We start from the raw sequence: 20,171 nt of genomic DNA on the forward strand, positions 1-20,171 counted from the left end.
AGGCGGGAACGTCCGCAGCTGGGGATCACTCCTTGGGGGCGGCGGCGCCGGTCACCCGCGCCAGCAGCGCGGGCAGGTCGATGCCGGTCAGGTCGTTGCCGAGCTGCAGACCCTGCGCGACGTTGGTCGCCACCGACTTGGTCAGCGAGCTGGCGCCGTCGGTCGAGATCACGGTCATCTTGTCGATCGCGCCCATCGGGGCGGACGCGGCGGCGACCACCTGCGGCAGCACCTTCACCAGCAGGTCGAGCACGGCGGCCTCGCCGTACTGCGCGAACGCCTCGGCCTTCAGGCGCATCGCCTCGGCCTCGGACTGGCCCCTGGCCAGGATCGCGGCCGCCTCGGCCGTGCCCTCGCGCTCGACCGCGTCCGCGATCGCGGTGCGCCGGCGCTGCTCGGCCTCACCCTCCTTGGCACCCTCGATCGCGTTGGCCTCGGCCAGCGCGGCCCGGCGGGCCCGCTCGCCCTCACCGGTCAGGCGGGCCTGCTCGGCGGACGCCTGCGCGGCGGCGATGGTGGCCTGGCGGGCTGCGTCGGCGGCGAGCACCCGGGCGTTGCGGTCGGCCTCGGCCTCCTGCTCGACCTTGTACCGCGCCGCGTCGGCGGGCTTGCGCACCTCGGTGTCGAGCTGGCGCTGCTTGAGCTCGGCGTTCTGCTCGGCGACCTTGCGCTGCTCGCCGATGATGATCTGCTGGCGCTCGGCCTCGGCGAGCGGGCCGGCCGCGGCCGAGACCGCCTTGGCCGCGTCGATCTCGGCCTGGATGGCGGCCTGCTTGAGGGCCAGGTTGCGCTGCGCCTCGGCGATGGACTCCTCGGACTTCAGCCGGGCCTGCTCGGCCAGCTGCCGGGCCTCTGCCTCGGCGATGGCGGCGTCCTTGAGCACCCGGGCGGCCTCGGGTCGGCCGAGGTCCTGCAGGTACGAGCCCTCGGCGAGGATGTCCTGCAGCTGGAACGTGTCGAGCACCAGGCCCTGGTTGGTCATCGAGTGCTCCGCCTCCTCCGCGACGGCGGAGGCGAACGCGGCCCGGTCCCGGATGATCTCCTCGATGGTGAGCCGGCCCACGATCGAGCGCAGCGCACCGGCCAGCACCTCGCGGGTGAACTCCTCGATCTCCGACTGCTGGTGCAGGAAGCGCTGCGCGGCGGCGCGGATGGCGTCCTCGGTGCCGCCGACCTTCACGATCGCGACGCCCTGCAGGTTGGCCCGGATGCCCTGCTTGCTCACCGCGCCGGTGATCTCCACGTGGATGCGGCGGCTGGACAGGTCGAGGACCTGCAGCTTCTGCACGACGGGCAGCACGAACACGGACGCGCCCATGACGACCTTCTGGCCCGACAGGTCGGTGGAGCGCGCCCCGTCGGCGGTCTCGATGGAGCGGCCCTTGCGGCCGGTCACGATGAAGGCCTCGTTGGGGCCGGCCACCTTGATCCGGGAGAGCACGAACAGCACGAGCAGGAGTGCGAGCAGTACGCCGCCCGCGATGGCGATGGCGAGGGGTGTCATCAACCTTCCTTCTTGTAGGGAGCTACTGCTCCGGGACTTCCTGGACGATCACGCTGGTGTCGCTGACCGCGGCGATCACGGCGACCTTGGTGCCCAGCGGCACCGGGCGCTCGGCCCGGGCGGAGAGTTTCACGGGCTGGCCGCCGATGCGCACCCGGACCTCGCCGAATCCCCCGGCGGGGATCGGGGTCACCACGACGCCCCGGGTGCCGACCAGGTCGGCGCGGGTGGGGGTGGCGTCGGTGCGCATGTTCGACATCCGGTCGACGAGCAGACCGGACAGCAGGCCGAGGGGTATGGCGGTGATCACACCGAGGGCCAGCACCACGGCCAGCCCGACGGCGTCGCCGAACAGCTCGTTGAGCACGGCGGCGCTGAAGCCGAAGCCGCCGACGAGTCCCGCCACGAGTTCCGTGGAGACGAAGCCGTCGCCCATGTCGAGCAGATCACCGCCGAGCACGGCGACGGCCGCGATGAGAACGCCCAGTGCCCCGATGATCAGGAAGATCAGTGTCGCCGTACCCACGCCGCGAAAGGTAGCGGCCTCGGGCAACAGCGGGCCGTCACGGTCTCATTCGGCGATCCAGCCGAGGACCTTGATGGCCCCCACCGAGGCGAAGAACAGCGCGACGCCCAGCACCAGCAGGGTGAACAGGCAGGGCAGCACCACGCCGCGCTTGCGGCTGGGCGCCCGATAGGAGCCGGACCAGGCGGTCGGCGGGCCGGAGCGCTCGGCCTCGTCGGCGAGCTGCACCAGCCGCTGCGCGGCGTCCTCGGAGAGGTGGACCGTGTCGCCCTGGAAGTGCAGCAGCCGCAGCCGCTGCCACGGATCCGGATTGGCCTTGGCGAACGCGACGAGCTCCGCGTCGCGTACCACGCCGGTGAGGAAACCCCAGCGGCCGGCCTCCACCGGATTACCGGTCTGCCGGTAGATGGAGGTCAGCAGCTCGCGGATCTCTATGTCGTCAGGGAGGGCGGCCAGCAGCGTACGCAGGCGCTGCACCGCCATGTGGGTATGCCCGGCCGCGAGATCGGCGCGCACCCGGGCGAGTACGTCCGCCTTTGCCACGCACTGATCCTTATGGAGAGGTGGTCACCACGCCAGTGGCATTTATAACGGCCGGGTCACAGATCATCAGTCGTCTCGGCGTCAGAAGATCCATTCGGCGACGGTGCGTACGCCGATGACCGCGAGCCCGGCGAGCGCGCCGAGCGTCGTGACGGCCGCGGCGGTCTGCAGTCGCCCGGATCCCTTGGGCGCCATGGGCACCGGGGCCTTCGCCGCCGTGGCGAGGGCCAGCAGCGGCGCGAGCCGCTCCCGGGAGACGTCGGTGGGTGCGGGCACGCCGATCGGCCAGCGCAGGGCTTCCAGGCGGCGGTGCGGGGGGAAGCTGGTCTCGAAGGCGGCGAGCTCGTCGGGCTCGGCGGTGTCGTCGAGGTAGGACCAGCGGCCGGCCTCTACGCCGTTGCCGGTGGCCCGGTAGATCGCGGCGAGCCTGCGCCGCAGATCGAGGTCGGTGGGGTGGGCGGCGACCAGGCTGTGCATACGCTGGATCGCCGGGTAGGTATGGCCACGGGACAGGTCCGTGGTCACCCGATCCATCAAATCAGACTTGGCCATAAGCCAACTATGCATAACTGTGCGCCAGTGGTCTATACACCGAGCGTGCCGTAAAGCCGCGCGTCAGCGCCCTATTTGTACAGACGATGGCCTATCTACTGCGCGACGAGAGTCGATTTCCGCAGTAGACAGGCCATCGATCAGTGAATGAGTTAACCCGCTCACACTTTTCAGGCGGGCACCCGAAATCAACGATTTACATCGCCCTTGATGAAGTTCTCCACGGCCTGGTGCGCGTCGTGGTCGCTGTACTGCACCGGCGGCGACTTCATGAAGTAGCTCGAAGCGGACAGGATCGGGCCGCCGATCTTCCGGTCGAGCGCGATCTTCGCGGCACGCACCGCGTCGATGATCACACCGGCGGAGTTCGGAGAGTCCCACACCTCGAGCTTCAGCTCCGCGTTCAGCGGGGTGTCGCCGAACGAGCGGCCCTCCAGCCGGATGTAGGCCCACTTGCGGTCGTCGAGCCACGGCACGTGGTCCGACGGGCCGATGTGCACGTCACCCTTGGTCATCTCGTGCGGGATCTGGGACGTCACCGACTGGGTCTTGGAGATCTTCTTCGACACCAGGCGCTTGCGCTCCAGCATGTTCATGAAGTCCATGTTGCCGCCGAAGTTGAGCTGGTACGTGCGCAGCAGCTCGACGCCGCGGTCCTCGAACAGCTTGGCCAGGGCGCGGTGCACGATGGTGGCGCCGACCTGGCTCTTGATGTCGTCACCGACGATGGGCAGGCCCGCGTCCTCGAACTTCTTGGCCCACACCGGGTCGGAGGCGATGAAGACGGGCAGGGCGTTCACGAACGCGCAGCCGGCGTCGATCGCGGCCTGGGCGTAGAACTTGTCCGCCTCCTCCGAACCGACCGGCAGGTACGCGACGACCACGTCGACCTTGGCGTCCTTGAGGACCTTGACCACGTCGGCCGGGGTCTCGTCGGACTCCTCGACCATCTCGCGGTAGTACTGACCCAGGCCGTCCAGGGTCGGGCCGCGGTGCACGGTGACGCCGGTGGGCGGCACGTCGCACAGCTTGATGGTGTTGTTCTCGCTGGCCACGATGGCCTCGGCGAGATCCCGGCCGACCTTCTTGGCGTCGACGTCGAACGCGGCGACGAACTCGACGTCGCGGACGTGATACCCGCCGAAGTCGACGTGCATCAGGCCGGGGACGCGCTCGGACGGGTCGGCGTCGCGGTAGTACTCCACGCCCTGGATCAGGGACGAGGCGCAGTTACCGACACCGACGATCGCAACGCGGACGGAGCCCATAGCTCCTGCCTCCTTCTTCATCTTCAGGCGTCCGGCCGGTCGGCCGGGATCGCCCAACTCACTCGGCGGAGTCGTCAGGGCCCGGTCGGGCCGTGAGCGGTGGTGCGGAATCTGTGCTGCGCGGTGCGGGCGGGCGCAGCTCGCCCTCGCTGCCGCGCGGTGGTGGGGTGCGGCCGGAGCGCTCGTTGGCGATGAGCTCCTCCAGCCAGCGGACCTCCCGGTCCGCGGCGTCCAGGCCGTGTCGCTGCAGCTCCAGGGTGTACGCGTCGAGCCGCTCGGCGGCGCGCTGCAGCACCTCCCGGAAGCCCTCCCGGCGTTCCTCCACCTTGCGGCGGCGGCCCTCCAGGATGCGCAGCCGGATGTCGACTTCGGTGCGGGAGAAGAAGGCGAAGTGCACGCCGAACGCGGCATCCTCGTACGCCTCCGGCCCGACCTGCGCCAGCAGGTCCTGGAACCGCTCCTTGCCCTCGGCCGTGATCTTGTAGACCACCCTGCCCCGGCGGCTGGTGAGCGGCGGCACGTCGGCGTCGTCGGCGGGGGTCTCCCCCGCCTCGGTGATCCAGCCGGCGGTTTGCAGCCGTCGCAGTGTGGGGTAGAGAGAGCCGTAGCTGATCGCCGCGCGGATCGCGCCCAGCTTGGTGCTGAGTTGCTTGCGCAGCTCATACCCATGCATCGGGGATTCATGCAGCAGGCCGAGGATGGCCAGATCGAGCACGTCGGCCACCCCCTTCGTTCGGTCTCGCGGTGCGTCTGGCGGTCGGTTACCGGGTCGGTGGAGCGGACGATGTATCGGCCCGATACATCGTTACGTTAGAACGTCCGGACACGTCGAGGCAATACAGCGGTGCGTACGGTCACGCCATCTCAAGATCTCTGCGCGCTGGGCTCATGTGCTGGTCACGCTGTGTGACGGCGGTCGCGGCAGGGAGAAGTAGGAGTTACCCTGCTTTTCATGCGCGCGCAGCAACGGATCACCGTGCCCTCAAACGGGGGGTCCACGGCGGGTGCCCCCCGCCGGAGCGGGTTCGTTGACTACTCGCTGCAGCGGCAGGCGCTGCTGCGAGACGTTTACACGGGGAAGGTCGGCACGTCAGAGGTGTGCGACGCCTCCCCCTACCTGAAGAGCGCGGCACGGTTCCACGGTGAGGCCACCGAGCAGCGGTGCCCCATCTGCCGCCGTGAGTACATGATCAACGTGCACTACATCTACGGTGATCAGCTCAAGCAGTCCGCCGGGCAGGCGCGTTCGCGCGCGGAGCTGGCGGCGCTCGCCGACACGCTCGGTGAGTTTCAGGTGTACGTAGTCGAGGTGTGCCGCGGCTGCGATTGGAACCACTTGGTGGAGCAGTACCTTCTGGGGCGCGCGCACAGGACGGCCCCCCAGCCGTCCGCGGCTGCCACCACCGCCACATCCCCGACCGGAACGGTGTGACAGATGACTTCGTACGGCGACCCTCACGCCGGCAACGGGTATGACGACGAGTATTACCGTCAGTCATACCAGCCCCCGGCGCAGAACTCGGGCCGCGCCTCGGTGCCATCCGATGACTACGGCTACGACTACTCGTCGAGCGCCCCGTCGGACTACGGGCAGCAGCCCTCCGGCAGCGGAGGCGGGTACGGCGGCCAGGGCGGCTACGGGCAGAGCGCGCCCGGCTACGACCAGGGCTACGGCGGCCAGGGCGGCTACGGCGACCAGGGGTACGGTCAGGCTCCGGTGAGCCCGTCGGTCAGCCCGGGCGTGGGCCGGGCCAGCGTGGGCTCGTCCGCGGGCCGCGCCTCGGTGGGCTCCGCGGCGGTCGGCTCGGCGGCCGTCGGCTCCGCAGCGGTGGGTGGAGCGGCGGGCCGGGCCACCGTCGGCGGCTCCGCGGGCCGCGCGACCGTGGGCGGTCCGGCGGGCCGGGCCGTGGTGCGCCCGCCCGGCCTGGAGGACGAGGACGACTCGCGCCCCGGCAGGGGCGGCGGCGCGGGCAAGACGGCGCCCGGCAAGAAGAGCAAGAAGGCGAAGGTGCGCAGCATCGTGCTCGCCTCGGTGGCGGTCACCGTGCTGCTCGCCGGCGGCGGCCTGATCGGCGGCACCTACTTCTACGACTCGGTGCCCGCGCCGGAGGACTTCAGCCAGAGCGAGAACACCTTCGTCCTCTCCTCGGACGGCAAGGAGATCGCCAAGCTCGGCGGCGAGAACCGCGAGATCGTCGCGATGTCCACCCTCTCCGACGAGGTGAAGGTGGCGCTGATCGCGGGCGAGGACAAGAACTTCTTCGAGCACGACGGCATCGACCTGTGGGGCATCGCCCGCGCCGCGTGGAACAACCTCACCGGCGGCGAGACCCAGGGCGCCTCGACCATCACCCAGCAGTACGCGCGTAACGCCGCCAAGGACCTCGAGGTGACCTACGCCCGCAAGCTGCGCGAGGCGGTCATGGCGCGCCGGCTGGAGCAGGAGCACAGCAAGGACGAGATCCTCGGGTACTACGTCAACACGGTCTGGTTCGGCCGCGGCTCCAACGGCGTCGGCGCCGCCGCGAAGGCGTACTTCGGCATTACCGCCGACAAGCTGACGGTCGAGCAGGCCGCGGTGCTCGGCGCGGTGCTCAAGCAGCCCGAGCCGAACGAGGCCGACGGCACCAAGGGCTTCGACCCGCACTTCAACCCCGAGGCCAACAAGGAACGCTGGAACTACGTCCTGAACAACATGGTCGAGATGGGCCGGCTGGACAAGGCCAAGCGCGACGCCATGGAGTACCCGGCCGTGGCGAAGTACACGGCGAAGTCCGGCGAGACCGGCGTCCAGGGCACCGGCACCGGCTTCGTGATCCAGAAGTACGTGGACCGCGAGCTGGCCGCCTGGGGCATCACCGACTGGCGCAACAAGGGCTACCGGATCACCACCACGATCAACCTCAAGGCCCAGCAGGCACTGGAGGCGCAGCTCTTCCGCACGTTCGAGTGGAAGGAGACCTGCACCGGTGAGGGCGACAAGAAGAAGTGCACCAACGACGTGGTCAAGGCGATCGACCGCAAGGGCACGCTGATCAACGGCTACCCCAAGAACGTGATCGCGGCCGGTGTGGCGATCGACCCGAAGACGGGCCGGGTGATGGCCTACTACGGTGGCGCCGACGGCACCGGCATCGACTACGCCGGCAAGATCAATGAGGGCACCGAGTGGGAGGACGGCGGTCACCCCGCGGCCTCGTCGTTCAAGATCTACACGTTGGCGGCGGCGGTCGAGAACGGCATCTCCATCAAGTCGACCTGGGACCCCACGCCGCTGACCGCGAAGAACTGCAAGAAGTACGACACCTGCGGCCTGGCCCCGGTGCAGAACTCGGGCCGTGACCCGGGCGACCTCAAGTGCGGCACCAACTGCACCCTGGAAGAGGTCACCCGGCTCTCGCTGAACGTGCCGTTCTTCAAGATCGCGAAGAAGCTCGGCGCGAACAAGGTCCTGGAGATGGCCAGGGCGGCCGGTGTCCGCACCATGTGGTCGACCGACGACGGCAAGGCGCGTGACCTCACCAAGCCCGGCGTCATCAAGGGGGCCCGCGACCCGTTCGACTACCAGGTGGCCTTCGGTCAGTACCCGATCACGGTGCTGGACCACGCCTCCGGCATGGCGACCTTCGCCAACCGCGGCATCTACAACAAGCCGCACTTCGTGATCAAGGTCGAGAAGAAGAACACGAAGACCGGCAAGTACGAGATCGTGCCGAACACGGGCGAGAAGCTGAAGGGCCAGCGGACGATCCGGCAGGAGGTGGCCGACGAGGTCACCGGCGTGCTCAAGCAGATGCCGCGCAGCTACGGCCACTCGCTCGACAACGGCCGCGAGGCCGCCGCGAAGACCGGCACCTGGGAGAGCCTGGTCAAGAAGGGCGCCAACTCCAACGTCTGGACCGTCGGCTACACGCCGCAGATCGCCACGGCGATCTGGGTCGGCAACGTCAAGAACGCCTCCGACCCGATCTACAAGAAGGGCGGCGCCCGCTCGGGGAACATCACCAGCTCCGGCCTGCCCGGCGACATCTGGGAAAAGTTCATGAACGCGGCGCACTCCGGCATGAAGAAGGAGTCGCTGCCCGACGGCACCGGTGGCAACATCGGTGAGGTCGAGGGCGTGGGCGACGGCGTCATCCCGAGCCCGTCCTTCGACCTCGGCCAGTGCATCTTCAACCCGAACCAGCCGGGCTGCCCCGGGTACGACCCGAACAACCCCGGAAACCCGAACAACCCTGGGAACCCGGGTAATCCGGATAACTCACCGGCACCGACCCCGACCCCGACCCGATCATGCGGCGGCTTCGGAAAGCCGTGTACCGGCAACTGACAGCGCATAGAAGAGGGGCCTCCCACGTGGGAGGCCCCTCTTCTATATGTGGCAGGGCGGGAACGTGCGCCATGCTGCATTACCGGGTTTTCTGAGGCAGGATGTCGGGCTATGAGTGATGTTCGTGAGCACGTGGTGTCGCCTGCCCGCGAGGACGGGTTCGTCCGCGGGCTGAGCGAGGCGATCGGCGGACCCCGCGGCGAGCACGCCGTGCCGGAGACCCCGTCGCGGGGTGGGCGCTTCTGGACCGCCGCGCGGATCGTGCTCGCGCTCACCTGCCTGATGCTGGCGCTGCACTGGGTGCAGAAGTCCCCCTGCCGCGACGGTGCCTGGGCGGACTACAAGCAGTACACCCACTTCTGCTACACCGACGTGCTGGCGCTGTACTACGCCGAGCACCTCAACGAGGGCGCCGTGCCCTACGTCGACTTCCCGGTGGAGTACCCGGTGCTGACCGGCGCCTTCATGGGCGCCCTGGGCCTGCCGGTGCACGCGCTCGGGGAGAAGAACCCGGCGATCAACCAGGCGCAGCTGTTCTACGACGCGAACGCGTTCGTGCTGGGCCTGTTCGCGCTCGCCACGGTCGCGATGATCATCTCGATGCGGCGGCGCAGACCCTGGGACGCGGCGCTGTTCGCGCTGTCCCCCGTAATGCTGGTGACCGCCACGGTGAACTGGGACCTGCTGGCCATCGTGCTGGCGGTCGCCGGGCTGTGGCTGTGGGGCAGGCGCTATCCGGTGGCCGCCGGGGTGCTGCTGGGCCTGGGCATGGCCGCCAAACTCTGGCCGGGCTTCCTGTTCCTGCCGATCCTGATCCTGGGCCTGCGCTCGCGCAAGTACGCCCCGATGCTGACCTCGATCGCGGCCGGCGCCGCCGCCTGGCTGGCCGTCAACGTGCCGGTCATGATGATCAACTTCGAGAACTGGCGGCGCTTCCTCGACCTCAACTCCGAGCGCATCATCGACTGGGGCACGTCCTGGTACGTCGCCCGGCACTTCGACCCGTTCGGCCTGCAGCTGTGGAACGACGTGCCGACGGTCACCAACCTGTCGCTCGGGGTCTTCGCCCTCTGCTGCGTGGGGCTGGTGATCCTGGGCCTGCGGGTGAATACCCCGCCGCGCCTGGCCCAGCTCGCCTTCCTGGTGGTGGCGCTGTTCCTGATCACCAACAAGGTGTGGTCGCAGCAGTTCACGCTGTGGCTGCTGCCGCTGCTGGTGCTGGCCCGGCCCAAGTGGGGCGCGTTCCTGGCCTGGCAGCTCGCGGAGATCTGCTATTTCGTCGCGTTCTACGGCGAGCTGATGGGCGCGTCCGGCAAGTCGGTGTTCCCGGAGGGCGTGTTCGTCTTCGCCTCGCTGCTGCGCCTCGGCACCGTGATCGCGCTGGTCGTGCTGGTGATCCGGGACATCCTGCGGCCCGGGCAGGACGCGGTGCGCCAGGCCTATCCCGAGGTCAGCGACCCGGACGGCGGCCCGTTCAGCCGCCTGCTGCCCAGCGGGCCGCTGCCCGTGCACAAGACGGACGGCCCGCTCCTCGATGGGAACGGGCCGTCCACGGAGTTCACCCCGGATCGTCCGGCAGCGGTCAGTTCAGTGTGAACACCACGGCGTCCTGGGCCTCGGTGCGCTGCAGGCCCAGGCCGTCGGCGGGCGCGGTCAGCGCCGCCTCGTACGGCGTGCCCTTGACCTCCTCGCGGAGCACCAGCACCGTCTTCACGCCCAGCGTGCGCAGCCGGTCCACGCTCGCCTGATCCGGGAACGTCTTGCACAACTCCCGGATCTCGCCGAGCGTGGCCGGCGTGAAGCCGCTGTTGCCGTTGACGATCGGGGTCATCCGGTCCGTCGACCAGACCATGACCTTCATATCCATCAGCGGGTCGCTGGGCAGCACCAGCATGGGCCCCTGGGCGGTCGCCATCGAGGCGGGCTGCAGCGGCACCACCGGGTGCTCGGTGACGTTCAGGCCCTCCATCAGCACCAGCACCACCGGGATGAGGGTGGCCAGCCGGAGCAGCGGGTGCGGCCGGGAGGGCACCCGGTCCACCGAGACCGTCCGGGCCTGCTCCACGAACGCGGTCACCGCGCCCGCGGCCAGGATCGCCAGCAGCAGCGTGGTCCAGATGACCAGGCGGCCCGGGGTCCGGATGCCGCTCCAGCCGGGCAGGATGTCGTACAGCGTCATGTAGCCGGGGCGGCCGCCGAAGAACTTGGTGCCCATGGCCAGCACGATGGTCAGCACCACGCCGCCGAACAGCAGCAGGCGCGGGCGCAGCTTCCACACCGACATGACCAGGCCGGCGAAGGCCAGGCCGTAGAGCACGAAGCCCGGCAGTAGGCTGGTCTCGCCCGCCGCCCAGCCCAGCGACTCGCGGGCGCCGGTGTGCGCCTCGCCCCACGGCATCGACTGGGCCGGGCTGGTGAAGAAGCCGAGCAGCGGCGGCGAGTACCAGCCCACCTCGACGTCCGAGCGCTCCGCGTACGGGTGCAGCTCGATGACCTTGAAGTAGGCCAGCGCCATCAGCCCGCCGACCGCCGCGAAGATCAGGCCGCCGACGGCGTCGAAGGACAGCAGCTTCCAGCCGAACGGCTTGGGCTCGCTCCAGATCCACTTCCGGTGGATCAGGTACGACACCAGGCACACCAGCACGATGGTGGCCAGCACGTACGCGAACGGCAGGCCGATGCCGAAGCCGAGGCTGATCTGCCAGCCCGCCACCAGCCAGCCGGCCAGCGCCCAGCCGGGCCTGCGCTTGTCCGGCTGGTAGCCGTGGCGCAGCGAGTAGCCGTGACCACGCGCGAGCATGGCCAGCGCGAGCGCGATGCCGCCGACCGACATCACGTGCATGTGCCCGGCCTGCGCCAGCCGCCACGGCGCGTACGCGAACGCGGCGCCCGCCACGGCCGCGCCGGTCTTGCCCGAGCCGAGCTGGCGGACCAGCACGTACGCGCCGAAGAAGGCGAGCGCGTGCAGCAGGACGTACATCACGTTGTAGCGGATCAGCGCCGCTTCCAGGCCGGTGCCGAACAGGCCGGCCGGGGCGTACCCGAGCAGGGTGTCGGAGAAGGCGAAGCTGTACTTCTCCGGGTAGAAGCTGTTCGAGTGCCACAGCTGGGACCAGTCGGTCTTCAGCACGTGCCCCGACCACGCCATCTGCCATGCCTGCAGCGTCGGGTCGCCGGTGTCCTGCGGGATGGTGTAGGCCGGGTAACGCATGGTCGGCCAGGTCATCAGGACGGCCAGCACCACCGAGGCGTACGCGGCCAGCGCCCACTCGTGCACCAGCGCGCGCCGGGTCCCGCGCAGCACCCGGCGGAACCCGGTCGGGTTCTCCTCGGGCGCCGGGCTGAACCGGGCGAAGGCGTCCTCCGCGGCCGGCTCCGGTTCGGGCGCGGCGTGGCGAGGGGCGCCCGGTTCCTTCACGGTGGTCGGCTCCTTGGCGGGCGCGGCGTCGGTCCCGTTCACAGGTTCCCCTCTACTGGTGTGCGCGCAGGTACGCGATGTCGGCGGACTGCCCCTGCGCGCCACCTGGCGTCTCCACCACGGCGGGCGCACCGGCGGCCCGTACCACTGCGGCCACCAGCTCGGGGTCGATCATTCCGGGCTCTGAGTTCTTGACCGTCAGATTGTCGTGCCGATCGCGGCCCGAGTCGAATCCATCTCGCGATCCGTTCGCATGCACGAGGTCGATGCGGCCGGTGATGCCCTTCACCCGGTCCACGATGTCGAGCAGCTCCTCGCCGCCCGCGTGGGCGTGGCAGGTGTCGAGGCAGAAGCCGACCCCGAACTCGCCGACCGCGTCCCAGAGCCGGGCCAGCTCGTCGAAGCGGCGGGCGCAGGCGTTGTCGCCGCCGGCGGTGTTCTCGATGAGCACCTGGACCGGCAGGCCGCCGTTGTCCTTCGCCTGCTGCAGCGCCTTGCGCCAGTTCTCGATGCCGGTCGCCACGTCCTCGCCCTTGTTGACGTGGCCGCCGTGCACGATCAGACCGCTCGCGCCCACCGTGGCCGCCGCCGCGGCGTGCTGGCCGAGCAGCTTGCGGCTGGGGATGCGGATCCGGTTGTTGGTCGAGGCGAGATTGATCACGTACGGCGCGTGGATGAAGATCTGCACCGCGCTGTCGCGCAGCGCGGCCGCGTCCGGGCGCGCCTCCGGCGCCTTCCAGCCCTGCGGGTCGGCCAGGAAGAACTGGACGACATCGGCGTTTCGCGCCGTCGCCTCGGCTAGTGGATCTTCAAAATCGACGTGGGCCCCGATAAGCATTCGACCAGTATTACCGCTCCGCGCGCCGACTTGCGCGCCGTGCATCCCGCAACCGGAGCGAACTTCTCGCGTTGATTCCAATGCCGCACCGTGCTGCCCCGGCCGGGGACCCGCGGGCGTGCCTCCTCGCCCCCCGCGAGGCGACCGGATTCCGGGGCGCACGCCCCAGGGGGAGACAGTGCTATGTCGTACGCCATCCGTCGGCGAGCCGCCGCCTTCGCGGCGGCCGGCCTGCTCGCGGGCCTGCCGCTGCTGGGCGCGCACCCGGCCGCGGCCGCGGAGCCCGAGGCCGCGCCAGGGGTGAGCTTCAGCGGCGGTGGGCTGGGTCTGCTGCTCTGCGGCTCGAAGCCGGCCACCGCGAAGATCACCGTGGCCGCCGAGGCCAAGGTCCGGCTCACCAACGGGCTCGGCCAGGGCGCGACGCTGCAGATCGACGGCAAGGACAGCGCCGCGGTCCCCGACGGGGAGACGGTGGAGGTCCAGTTCCACCGGGGGCCGGTCAAGGTCGCGATGGTGCCCGAGTGCCTGCTGAACCTCAACCCGACGTTCGAGCCGCTGACCGTCGAGGTGGTGAACAAGGCGACCGCCGCGCCGTCCGGAGGCGGTCAGTCGCCCACCGCCTCGCCGAGCAAGAAGCCGACGACCAAGCCCAGCCCGAAGCCGGCCAGCCAGCCCGGCCGCCAGCCGCAGTCGTCGGCCAACCCCGGCACGCCGGACAGCACCACGGTCCCGGAGGTGCCGGAGCCGTCGGAGTCGCTGTTCACCGAGCCCACCGACGGCGAGAGCGAGCCCGGCGTGGCCCAGTCGCCCGCGGTCTCGCTGGTCGGCGCCGACGGCGCGAAGATGGACCCGGTGGCCGGCACCTCGTCGCCCGACAAGGGACCAATCGGACTTCTGGCAATTATCGCCACAGTGTGTGTCGTTGGCGTGTCAGCCGGGGCAATCCGCGCTATTATCGCTCAGCGGGCAACTCGGCCAGAGTTCGCGTAAACTCAATAGTCTCCGCGGGGCGCTTCTCTCCAACATCGTCGGTGTGGTCGTTCCTCCCCAGGTCCCACCCAGCAGTCGGACAGAGCGTCCCGCGGTCCTCCTCGCAGGCGGGGTCACCGGAAACGGTGACCCCGCCCTGCTGTGTCCGCATGCCGACTGTGGGCGGGCACACCACGCCATCGAGGACCGCGATGCCGAGCCCACGCGGCCGAGCAGGTAACATGACCGGGTTCCGTGTGCCGCGGGCCTATCCCGCGGCATTCGCACGGACGACGCAGACCTCCTGCTACGGACAGTCCGTAGCCGTCAGCCCATAGGAGGTGAGTACGTCTTGCGTCACTACGAAGTCATGGTGATCCTCGACCCCAGTCTCGAGGAGCGCACCGTCGCCCCGTCGCTCGACACGTACCTCAACGTGATCCGTACGTCGGGTGGCTCGGTCGAGAAGCTCGACGTGTGGGGCCGTCGCCGGCTCTCCTTCGAGATCAACAAGAAGGCCGAGGGGATCTACGCCGTCATCGACCTGCAGGCCACGCCTGCGGCCGTGGCCGAGCTGGACCGGCAGCTGCGACTCAACGAGTCCGTGCTGCGCACCAAGGTCATCCGTCCGGAAGTTCGCTGAGCTTCCCGCGGTAATCCGCAACTCGGACCGCTTCACGTGTGCTGTCGCATCCCTGTGGGAACCTTTGCGGCAGAACAAATGTGATTCGAGGAGAAGGTCATGGCTGGAGAAACCACCATCACGGTCATCGGCAACCTGACCGGTGACCCGGAGCTGCGCTTCACCCCGTCGGGTGCGGCCGTGGCGAAGTTCAGCGTCGCGTCGACGCCGCGCACCCTGGACCGCGCGACCAACGAGTGGAAGGACGGCGAGACGCTGTTCCTGAACTGCTCGGTGTGGCGCCAGGCCGCGGAGAACGTCGCCGAGTCGCTGACCCGGGGCACCCGCGTCATCGTCTCGGGCCGGCTGCGCCAGCGCTCGTACGAGACGCGCGAGGGTGAGAAGCGCACCGTCTACGAGCTCGAGGTCGACGAGATCGGCCCCTCGCTCCGTAACGCCACGGCGAAGGTGCAGCGGATGACTCGTTCCGGTGGTGGCGGCGGTTTCGGCGCCAGCTCCGGTGGTGGCGGCGGTGGCAACTCGGGTGGCGGCGGCGGTTACGCGGCCGACGACCCGTGGGCCACGGCAGCCCCGGCCGGCGGTTCGGGTGGCAATTTCGACGACGAGCCACCGTTCTGACGGAAACACGGCGGCCGGCAGGCCGTCCCGTCAGTGGACAAAAACTGAGGTAGAGGATCATGGCGAAGGCTGCGGCCCTGCGCAAGCCCAAGAAGAAGGTGAACCCGCTCGACAAGGAGGGGATCACCTACATCGACTACAAGGACACCGCGCTGCTGCGCAAGTTCATCTCCGACCGCGGCAAGATCCGCGCTCGGCGGGTGACCGGCGTGACCACGCAGCAGCAGCGGCAGATCGCGCGCGCCGTCAAGAACGCGCGCGAGATGGCGCTCCTGCCGTACACCACCACCGGTCGCTGAGAGGAGGACACCTGATGAAGATCATTCTGACCCACGAGGTGTCCGGCCTCGGCGGCCCCGGTGACATCGTTGAGGTGAAGGACGGCTTCGGCCGCAACTACCTGCTGCCCCAGGGTTTCGCGATCCTGTGGACCAAGGGCGCCGAGAAGCAGGTCTCCTCGATCAAGCGGGCCCGCGCGGCTCGTGAGGTCCGGGACCTGGGCCACGCCAACGAGATCAAGGCGCAGCTCGAGGGCCTGAAGGTCACCCTGTCGGCGCGTGCCGGCCAGGGCGGCCGACTGTTCGGCTCGGTCACCGCCAACGAGGTCGCCGACGCGGTCAAGACCGCCGGCGGTCCGGTGCTCGACAAGCGCAAGATCGAGCTGCCGGCCCACATCAAGTCGACGGGTGGTTACACGGTGCAGATCAAGCTGCACCCCGACGTGACCGCCAAGTTCAACCTGAACGTGGTCGCCGCCAAGTAACACCAAAGCCCGAGGCCCCCGGACCGCTGCAGCGATCCGGGGGCCTCGGCCTTTCTGCGCCACCCCCGGCCGCGCCGATCTTGCGCGAACTGTGGGTGCGACACGGGCGAACCGGTCATATCCCTAACACTTCGTGCAAGATCGACGTGATCTTGGCGCGGCGAGCGCGGGGCGGGGTCAGGTCAGGCGGGTGGCTTTGTGGATCAGGTCGGCCAGGTCGTCGGTTTGGCGGTCGTTGAGGCGGGCTGCGGCGTCGTCGGCGATGCGGGCGAGGTCGGGAAGGTTCACGTCGCGGGAGCCCTCGCCGCCGCGTAGGGAGACGGCGAAGAACGCGGCGGCGTAGCAGACGCGCAGCCGCGGGTCGGCCGCGGCGAAGTCGCCGGACAGGTCGGCCGCGGCGATCGACTCGTACGTCTCCGACGCCTGCCGGGTCTTCGGGTCCAGCCAGCGCACCCGCACCTCGGCGACCCGGCCGCTCGCCTCGGGCGCGAGCCGCACCAGGTAGAGCGCGGTCACCGAGTGCCCGGGACCGATCTCGCCGCCGTCGACCCGGTCGTTGCGGAAGTCGCTGTCCTCGACCTGGCGGTTCTCGTACCCGATGAGCTGGTACGACGCCACGGTCTTCGGGTCGAACTGCACCTGCGCCTTGGCGTCCAGCGCGCGCAGCGACAGCGTCGCGGGCAGCCGGCGGACGAAGATGTCACGCGCCTGCCGCCGCTCGGAGACGTACACGACGAACCCGTCGCCGCGGTCGGCCAGCCGCTCCATCAGCGCGTCGCCGTAGTCGCTGCCGACGCCCACGCCCAGCAGCGCGATCTCCTTGTCCGCCTCCTCGCGGACCTGGCGCAGCATACGGTCGGCGTCGGTGTTGCCCGTGTTCGCCAGACCGTCCGAGAGCAGGATGACCCGGTTGCTGGCGCCCTTGCGGAATCCGTCCCGCGCGACCTCATACCCGGTGACCAGGCCGTCACCCAGGTTGGTGCTGCCACCGGCGCGCAGCGAGTCGATCGCGTCGCGCAGCACCGCCTTCTCCGACACCCGGGTCATCTCGCGTACCACCTTGGCCCGGTCGTTGAAGGTCACGATCGCCACCGCGTCGGTCGGGCGCAGCTGGTCCACGAGGTAGTGCAGGGCGTCCTGAACCAGGCCGAGCCGGTCCGGGTCGTCCATGGAGCCGGACACGTCGATGACGAAGGTCAGCGCGGCGTCGCGGCGCTGCTCGTTCTCCTCCGCCCGGGTCTGCAGGCCGACGCGCAGCAGGCGGGTCTCGCGCGACGCCTCGTGCGAGGCGGGCAGCCGCGAACCGTCGACGTGCACGGCGAAGCCGTCGCCGCGAGGCTGTGGATAGTGCTGGTCGAAGGAGTTCACGAACTCCTCGGGGCGGACCGTGTCCGGGTCGGGCCGGCGCCCGTCGTTGATGCGGCCGGCCGCGTAGCCGTACGAGGCGGTGTCGATGTCGAGGGCGAAGGTGGACAGGTCGTCGCGCTCGGGACGCTGCGGGCGGCCCTCGTTCTGGCTGAACCCGTTGTCACCGGCCGGGGCGGTGGTGGGCTCGCCGCTGTCGCTCGAACCGCAGGCGGTGAGCGCGAGCACGGCGAGCAGTGCCACCGCGGGAATGCTGAGTCTCATCAGGACCTCCCGTGAAGCCGTCCGCGCCGCCGTGGCGGCCCGGGACGGGACTGGTCTTCATGGGACGCAAGATGATGATCGTTTACCGCATCCGTGGCACAGCTGAGACGAAAGCGGAATCAAACGTGACCGATCCGTGCATCAGCCGTGATGTGGCCGCTCCGGCCGGGAGCCGCGTCAGATGATGCTGAGCAGCACCGTCGTGCCCGCTCCGGCGACCACCGCGGCGCAGAAGCCGATGGTGGCCGCGCGCCAGGTGTCGCTGGCCCAGCGCAGCACCGCGGCCATGCCCAGCGCGCCGGCCAGCGCCAGCGCCCAGCGCGGGGAAGCGCTGATGAGGTCTGCCAGCGCGGCCGAGCGTGCCGAGTCGCAGCCGCCGAGCCCGGCGGCCACGCAGGCGGCGTCCGGCTCGCCGGACAGCACCAGTGCCCGGACGATCAGGACGAGCAGCGGCACGGCGTAGAAGCCCGCCGCCCACAGCAGCGCGGCGCCGTAGTCGCGGTCGCCGCGTCCCGCCTCGTCGTACGGCACGGGCAGCCCGGCGTAGCTCTCCTGCGGATGGTGGTCGGCGAGGTTGTCGGGCCAGCGGTCGTCGTAGCCGTCGTAGCCGTCGCTGTTGACGTACGTGTGGAATCCGGCGTCGGCGGGGGTGCCGTAGTCGTCGGGCACGCCGTAGCGGTCGGCGGCGGAGCGCTGACGGGGCACGGCGGGGTCCGCCGGGTGCGGCCAGCCGCCCGCCCGGGTGTTGGGCGTCGTGTGCTGCGGCGTCCCCCGGCCGTCGCCGGTCGCCGGCCAATCCGGATATCCCACGGATGGGAGCGTCGCCGAGACCGATATCCCAGGCAATCCCCCGAACCGGCGAGAATAGGCAAGTAGCGATCTTATGACGTACGCCACGCCGTCGGAAAATCTTGGCAAGATTCTTCTGTGCACACCCTGTGCATCACAAAATCGCAGGTCAGAAGGTTATCCACAGGCTGTGGGGTTGGGTTGTCCACACCCTGTGCACAGGCTCCCCCACAGCCTGTACCGGGTTGTCCACAGGTTGCCCCCAACCCTGTCCACGCGGGTGTTTGTGCAGCGTTCACCCCGCGCCTAGGGTCAATCGAATCGGTTCGTGAGGGGGGTGGCGCCGTGACGTCAGTCGGTGACGGCGTGCGGGGACAGTTCACCGCTGTCCAGCCGGCGACCCCTGCCGCGGAGCAGGTGCCCTTCGAGAAGACCCCGCCGCAGGACGTCGCGGCCGAGCAGTGCGTGCTCGGCGGCATGATGCTCTCGAAGGACGCGATCGCGGACGTCGTCGAGATCCTGCGCGCGAACGACTTCTACAAGCCCGCGCACTCCACGGTCTTCGAGGCGATCCTCGGCCTCTACGGCCGCGGCGAGCCCGCCGACGCGATCACCGTTGCGGCGACCCTGGAGAGCGCAGGCGACCTGGGCCGTATCGGCGGCGCGCCGTACCTGCACACGCTCATCTCGGCGGTGCCGACCGCGGCCAACGCCTCCTACTACGCCCGGATCGTCGGCGAGCGCGCGGTGCTGCGCCGCCTGGTCGAGGCAGGCACGAAGATCGTGCAGCTCGGCTACGGCTCCGCCGCCGGGTCCGGCCGCGACGTGGACGACGTCGTCGACATGGCCCAGCAGGCCATCTACGACGTCACCGAGCGCCGCGCCAGCGAGGACTTCGCGATCCTGGCCGACATGATCCAGCCGACGCTCGACGAGATCGAGGCGGTCGGCGCCGCCGACGGCAGCATGCGTGGCGTGCCCACCGGCTTCAGCGACCTGGACCGCCTGCTCAGCGGCCTCCAGCCGGGCCAATTGATCATCGTGGCCGGCCGACCTGGTCTTGGAAAGTCAACGGCGTCAATGGACTTTGCCCGCCACGCTGCGGTTCGCGCCAACATGGCCAGCGCCATCTTCTCGCTGGAAATGTCGAAGACCGAGATCGTGATGCGTCTGCTGTCCGCCGAGGCCCGCGTGCCGCTGCACGTGCTGCGCTCCGGCCAGCTGTCCGACGACGACTGGACCAAGCTCGCCCGCTGCATGGGCGAGATCTCCGAGGCGCCGGTCTTCGTCGACGACACGCCCAACATGAACCTGATGGAGATCCGGGCCAAGGCCCGGCGGCTCAAGCAGCGCCACGACCTGAAGCTCATCGTGGTCGACTACCTCCAGCTGATGAGCTCGCCGAAGAAGACGGAGAGCCGCCAGCAGGAGGTCTCCGAGCTGTCCCGTGGCCTCAAGCTGCTGGCCAAGGAGGTCGAGTGCCCGGTGATCGCGGTCAGCCAGCTGAACCGTGGTCCCGAGCAGCGCACCGACAAGCGGCCGCAGCTCTCCGACCTGCGTGAGTCCGGCTCGATCGAGCAGGACGCCGACGTCGTGATCCTGCTGCACCGCGACGACTACTACGACAAGGAGTCGCCGCGCGCGGGCGAGGCGGACTTCATCGTGGCCAAGCACCGTAACGGCCCGACGGACACCATCACCGTCGCCGCGCAGCTGCACTTCTCACGCTTCGTCGACATGGCCCTGTGACCGGTCCGGGTCAACGGGACCGATAGGTTCGG

The 20,171-nt window shown here is 69.7% G+C and carries 19 protein-coding genes; 9 read left to right on the top strand and 10 right to left on the bottom strand.

The window, feature by feature from the left end; genetic code table 11:
• Nucleotides 1–25 precede the first annotated feature (25 nt).
• The 6 genes from CS0771_RS06725 to CS0771_RS06750 form a co-directional block, all read right to left on the bottom strand.
• The gene (locus CS0771_RS06725) at nucleotides 26–1,504 is read right to left on the bottom strand and encodes a flotillin family protein (protein ID WP_212840237.1); all 1,479 of its coding nucleotides are present in this window, start codon (nucleotides 1,502–1,504) and stop codon (nucleotides 26–28) included.
• A gap of 22 nt (nucleotides 1,505–1,526) precedes the next feature.
• The gene (locus CS0771_RS06730; RefSeq protein WP_212840238.1) at nucleotides 1,527–2,030 is read right to left on the bottom strand and encodes an NfeD family protein; all 504 of its coding nucleotides are present in this window, start codon (nucleotides 2,028–2,030) and stop codon (nucleotides 1,527–1,529) included.
• Nucleotides 2,031–2,075: 45 nt separating this feature from the next.
• Complete coding sequence (locus CS0771_RS06735) at nucleotides 2,076–2,573, bottom strand: DUF6584 family protein (RefSeq protein ID WP_212840239.1); 498 nt, start codon at nucleotides 2,571–2,573, stop codon at nucleotides 2,076–2,078.
• Between the two features lie 81 nt (nucleotides 2,574–2,654).
• The gene (locus CS0771_RS06740) at nucleotides 2,655–3,140 is read right to left on the bottom strand and encodes a DUF6584 family protein (RefSeq protein WP_371821359.1); all 486 of its coding nucleotides are present in this window, start codon (nucleotides 3,138–3,140) and stop codon (nucleotides 2,655–2,657) included.
• Nucleotides 3,141–3,313: 173 nt separating this feature from the next.
• Nucleotides 3,314–4,393, bottom strand: a complete 1,080-nt coding sequence (locus CS0771_RS06745) for an inositol-3-phosphate synthase (RefSeq protein WP_212840241.1) — start codon at nucleotides 4,391–4,393, stop codon at nucleotides 3,314–3,316.
• Between the two features lie 58 nt (nucleotides 4,394–4,451).
• A complete protein-coding gene (locus tag CS0771_RS06750) occupies nucleotides 4,452–5,108 on the bottom strand; it encodes a PadR family transcriptional regulator (RefSeq protein ID WP_212840242.1) in 657 nt (218 codons plus the stop codon).
• Nucleotides 5,109–5,345: 237 nt separating this feature from the next.
• On the opposite strand from CS0771_RS06750, the gene CS0771_RS06755 reads away from it, so the two are divergent.
• The 3 genes from CS0771_RS06755 to CS0771_RS06765 all read left to right on the top strand — a co-directional run bounded on the left by CS0771_RS06755 (nucleotide 5,346) and on the right by CS0771_RS06765 (nucleotide 10,319).
• The gene (locus CS0771_RS06755; protein WP_203752944.1) at nucleotides 5,346–5,825 is read left to right on the top strand and encodes a DUF5318 family protein; all 480 of its coding nucleotides are present in this window, start codon (nucleotides 5,346–5,348) and stop codon (nucleotides 5,823–5,825) included.
• Between the two features lie 3 nt (nucleotides 5,826–5,828).
• On the top strand, nucleotides 5,829–8,723 hold the full coding sequence (locus CS0771_RS06760; RefSeq protein WP_212840243.1) for a transglycosylase domain-containing protein: 2,895 nt from the start codon (nucleotides 5,829–5,831) through the stop codon (nucleotides 8,721–8,723).
• Nucleotides 8,724–8,834: 111 nt separating this feature from the next.
• Entirely contained in the window at nucleotides 8,835–10,319 is a 1,485-nt protein-coding gene (locus CS0771_RS06765; protein WP_212840244.1) for a glycosyltransferase family 87 protein, read from the top strand.
• On the opposite strand, the gene CS0771_RS06770 is transcribed toward CS0771_RS06765, so the two are convergent.
• Nucleotides 10,306–12,183: a hypothetical protein gene (locus CS0771_RS06770; protein WP_212840245.1), complete on the bottom strand. Its 1,878-nt coding sequence runs from the start codon at nucleotides 12,181–12,183 to the stop codon at nucleotides 10,306–10,308. The genes CS0771_RS06765 and CS0771_RS06770 overlap by 14 nt on opposite strands.
• Before the next feature lie 10 nt (nucleotides 12,184–12,193).
• A complete protein-coding gene (locus CS0771_RS06775; protein WP_212840246.1) occupies nucleotides 12,194–12,979 on the bottom strand; it encodes a deoxyribonuclease IV in 786 nt (261 codons plus the stop codon).
• A gap of 183 nt (nucleotides 12,980–13,162) precedes the next feature.
• Here CS0771_RS06775 and CS0771_RS06780 point away from each other — a divergent pair, with 183 nt between their 5' ends.
• From CS0771_RS06780 to rplI, 5 genes are all read left to right on the top strand, one after another.
• Entirely contained in the window at nucleotides 13,163–13,969 is an 807-nt protein-coding gene (locus tag CS0771_RS06780) for a hypothetical protein (protein WP_212840247.1), read from the top strand.
• A 331-nt stretch (nucleotides 13,970–14,300) separates the two neighbouring features.
• Entirely contained in the window at nucleotides 14,301–14,591 is a 291-nt protein-coding gene (gene rpsF / locus CS0771_RS06785) for a 30S ribosomal protein S6 (RefSeq protein ID WP_120317645.1), read from the top strand.
• A 99-nt stretch (nucleotides 14,592–14,690) separates the two neighbouring features.
• On the top strand, nucleotides 14,691–15,209 hold the full coding sequence (locus CS0771_RS06790; protein WP_203752929.1) for a single-stranded DNA-binding protein: 519 nt from the start codon (nucleotides 14,691–14,693) through the stop codon (nucleotides 15,207–15,209).
• 59 nt (nucleotides 15,210–15,268) lie between these two features.
• Nucleotides 15,269–15,508, top strand: a complete 240-nt coding sequence (gene rpsR, locus CS0771_RS06795; protein ID WP_120317647.1) for a 30S ribosomal protein S18 — start codon at nucleotides 15,269–15,271, stop codon at nucleotides 15,506–15,508.
• A gap of 14 nt (nucleotides 15,509–15,522) precedes the next feature.
• Nucleotides 15,523–15,972, top strand: a complete 450-nt coding sequence (rplI, locus tag CS0771_RS06800) for a 50S ribosomal protein L9 (RefSeq protein ID WP_212840248.1) — start codon at nucleotides 15,523–15,525, stop codon at nucleotides 15,970–15,972.
• 177 nt (nucleotides 15,973–16,149) lie between these two features.
• Here rplI and CS0771_RS06805 read toward each other — a convergent pair whose 3' ends face one another.
• On the bottom strand, nucleotides 16,150–17,601 hold the full coding sequence (locus CS0771_RS06805; protein WP_212840249.1) for a von Willebrand factor type A domain-containing protein: 1,452 nt from the start codon (nucleotides 17,599–17,601) through the stop codon (nucleotides 16,150–16,152).
• A gap of 177 nt (nucleotides 17,602–17,778) precedes the next feature.
• On the bottom strand, nucleotides 17,779–18,411 hold the full coding sequence (locus CS0771_RS06810) for a hypothetical protein (RefSeq protein WP_212840250.1): 633 nt from the start codon (nucleotides 18,409–18,411) through the stop codon (nucleotides 17,779–17,781).
• Between the two features lie 345 nt (nucleotides 18,412–18,756).
• Here CS0771_RS06810 and dnaB point away from each other — a divergent pair, with 345 nt between their 5' ends.
• Entirely contained in the window at nucleotides 18,757–20,139 is a 1,383-nt protein-coding gene (gene dnaB / locus CS0771_RS06815) for a replicative DNA helicase (RefSeq protein WP_244871315.1), read from the top strand.
• Nucleotides 20,140–20,171: the final 32 nt, after the last annotated feature.

This window comes from Catellatospora sp. IY07-71 (assembly GCF_018326265.1).
GTDB lineage: Bacteria > Actinomycetota > Actinomycetes > Mycobacteriales > Micromonosporaceae > Catellatospora.

Excerpts from the sequence above, each read along its gene's own strand:
- rpsR (WP_120317647.1), top strand. The coding sequence starts at position 15,269 with ATGGCGAAGGCTGCGGCCCTGCGCAAGCCCAAGAAGAAGGTGAACCCG.
- CS0771_RS06805 (WP_212840249.1), bottom strand. The coding sequence starts at position 17,601 with ATGAGACTCAGCATTCCCGCGGTGGCACTGCTCGCCGTGCTCGCGCTC.
- CS0771_RS06740 (WP_371821359.1), bottom strand. The coding sequence starts at position 3,140 with ATGCATAGTTGGCTTATGGCCAAGTCTGATTTGATGGATCGGGTGACC.
- rplI (WP_212840248.1), top strand. The coding sequence starts at position 15,523 with ATGAAGATCATTCTGACCCACGAGGTGTCCGGCCTCGGCGGCCCCGGT.
- CS0771_RS06775 (WP_212840246.1), bottom strand. The coding sequence starts at position 12,979 with ATGCTTATCGGGGCCCACGTCGATTTTGAAGATCCACTAGCCGAGGCG.
- CS0771_RS06755 (WP_203752944.1), top strand. The coding sequence starts at position 5,346 with ATGCGCGCGCAGCAACGGATCACCGTGCCCTCAAACGGGGGGTCCACG.
- CS0771_RS06780 (WP_212840247.1), top strand. The coding sequence starts at position 13,163 with ATGTCGTACGCCATCCGTCGGCGAGCCGCCGCCTTCGCGGCGGCCGGC.
- CS0771_RS06725 (WP_212840237.1), bottom strand. The coding sequence starts at position 1,504 with ATGACACCCCTCGCCATCGCCATCGCGGGCGGCGTACTGCTCGCACTC.
- CS0771_RS06745 (WP_212840241.1), bottom strand. The coding sequence starts at position 4,393 with ATGGGCTCCGTCCGCGTTGCGATCGTCGGTGTCGGTAACTGCGCCTCG.
- CS0771_RS06760 (WP_212840243.1), top strand. The coding sequence starts at position 5,829 with ATGACTTCGTACGGCGACCCTCACGCCGGCAACGGGTATGACGACGAG.
- CS0771_RS06790 (WP_203752929.1), top strand. The coding sequence starts at position 14,691 with ATGGCTGGAGAAACCACCATCACGGTCATCGGCAACCTGACCGGTGAC.
- CS0771_RS06765 (WP_212840244.1), top strand. The coding sequence starts at position 8,835 with ATGAGTGATGTTCGTGAGCACGTGGTGTCGCCTGCCCGCGAGGACGGG.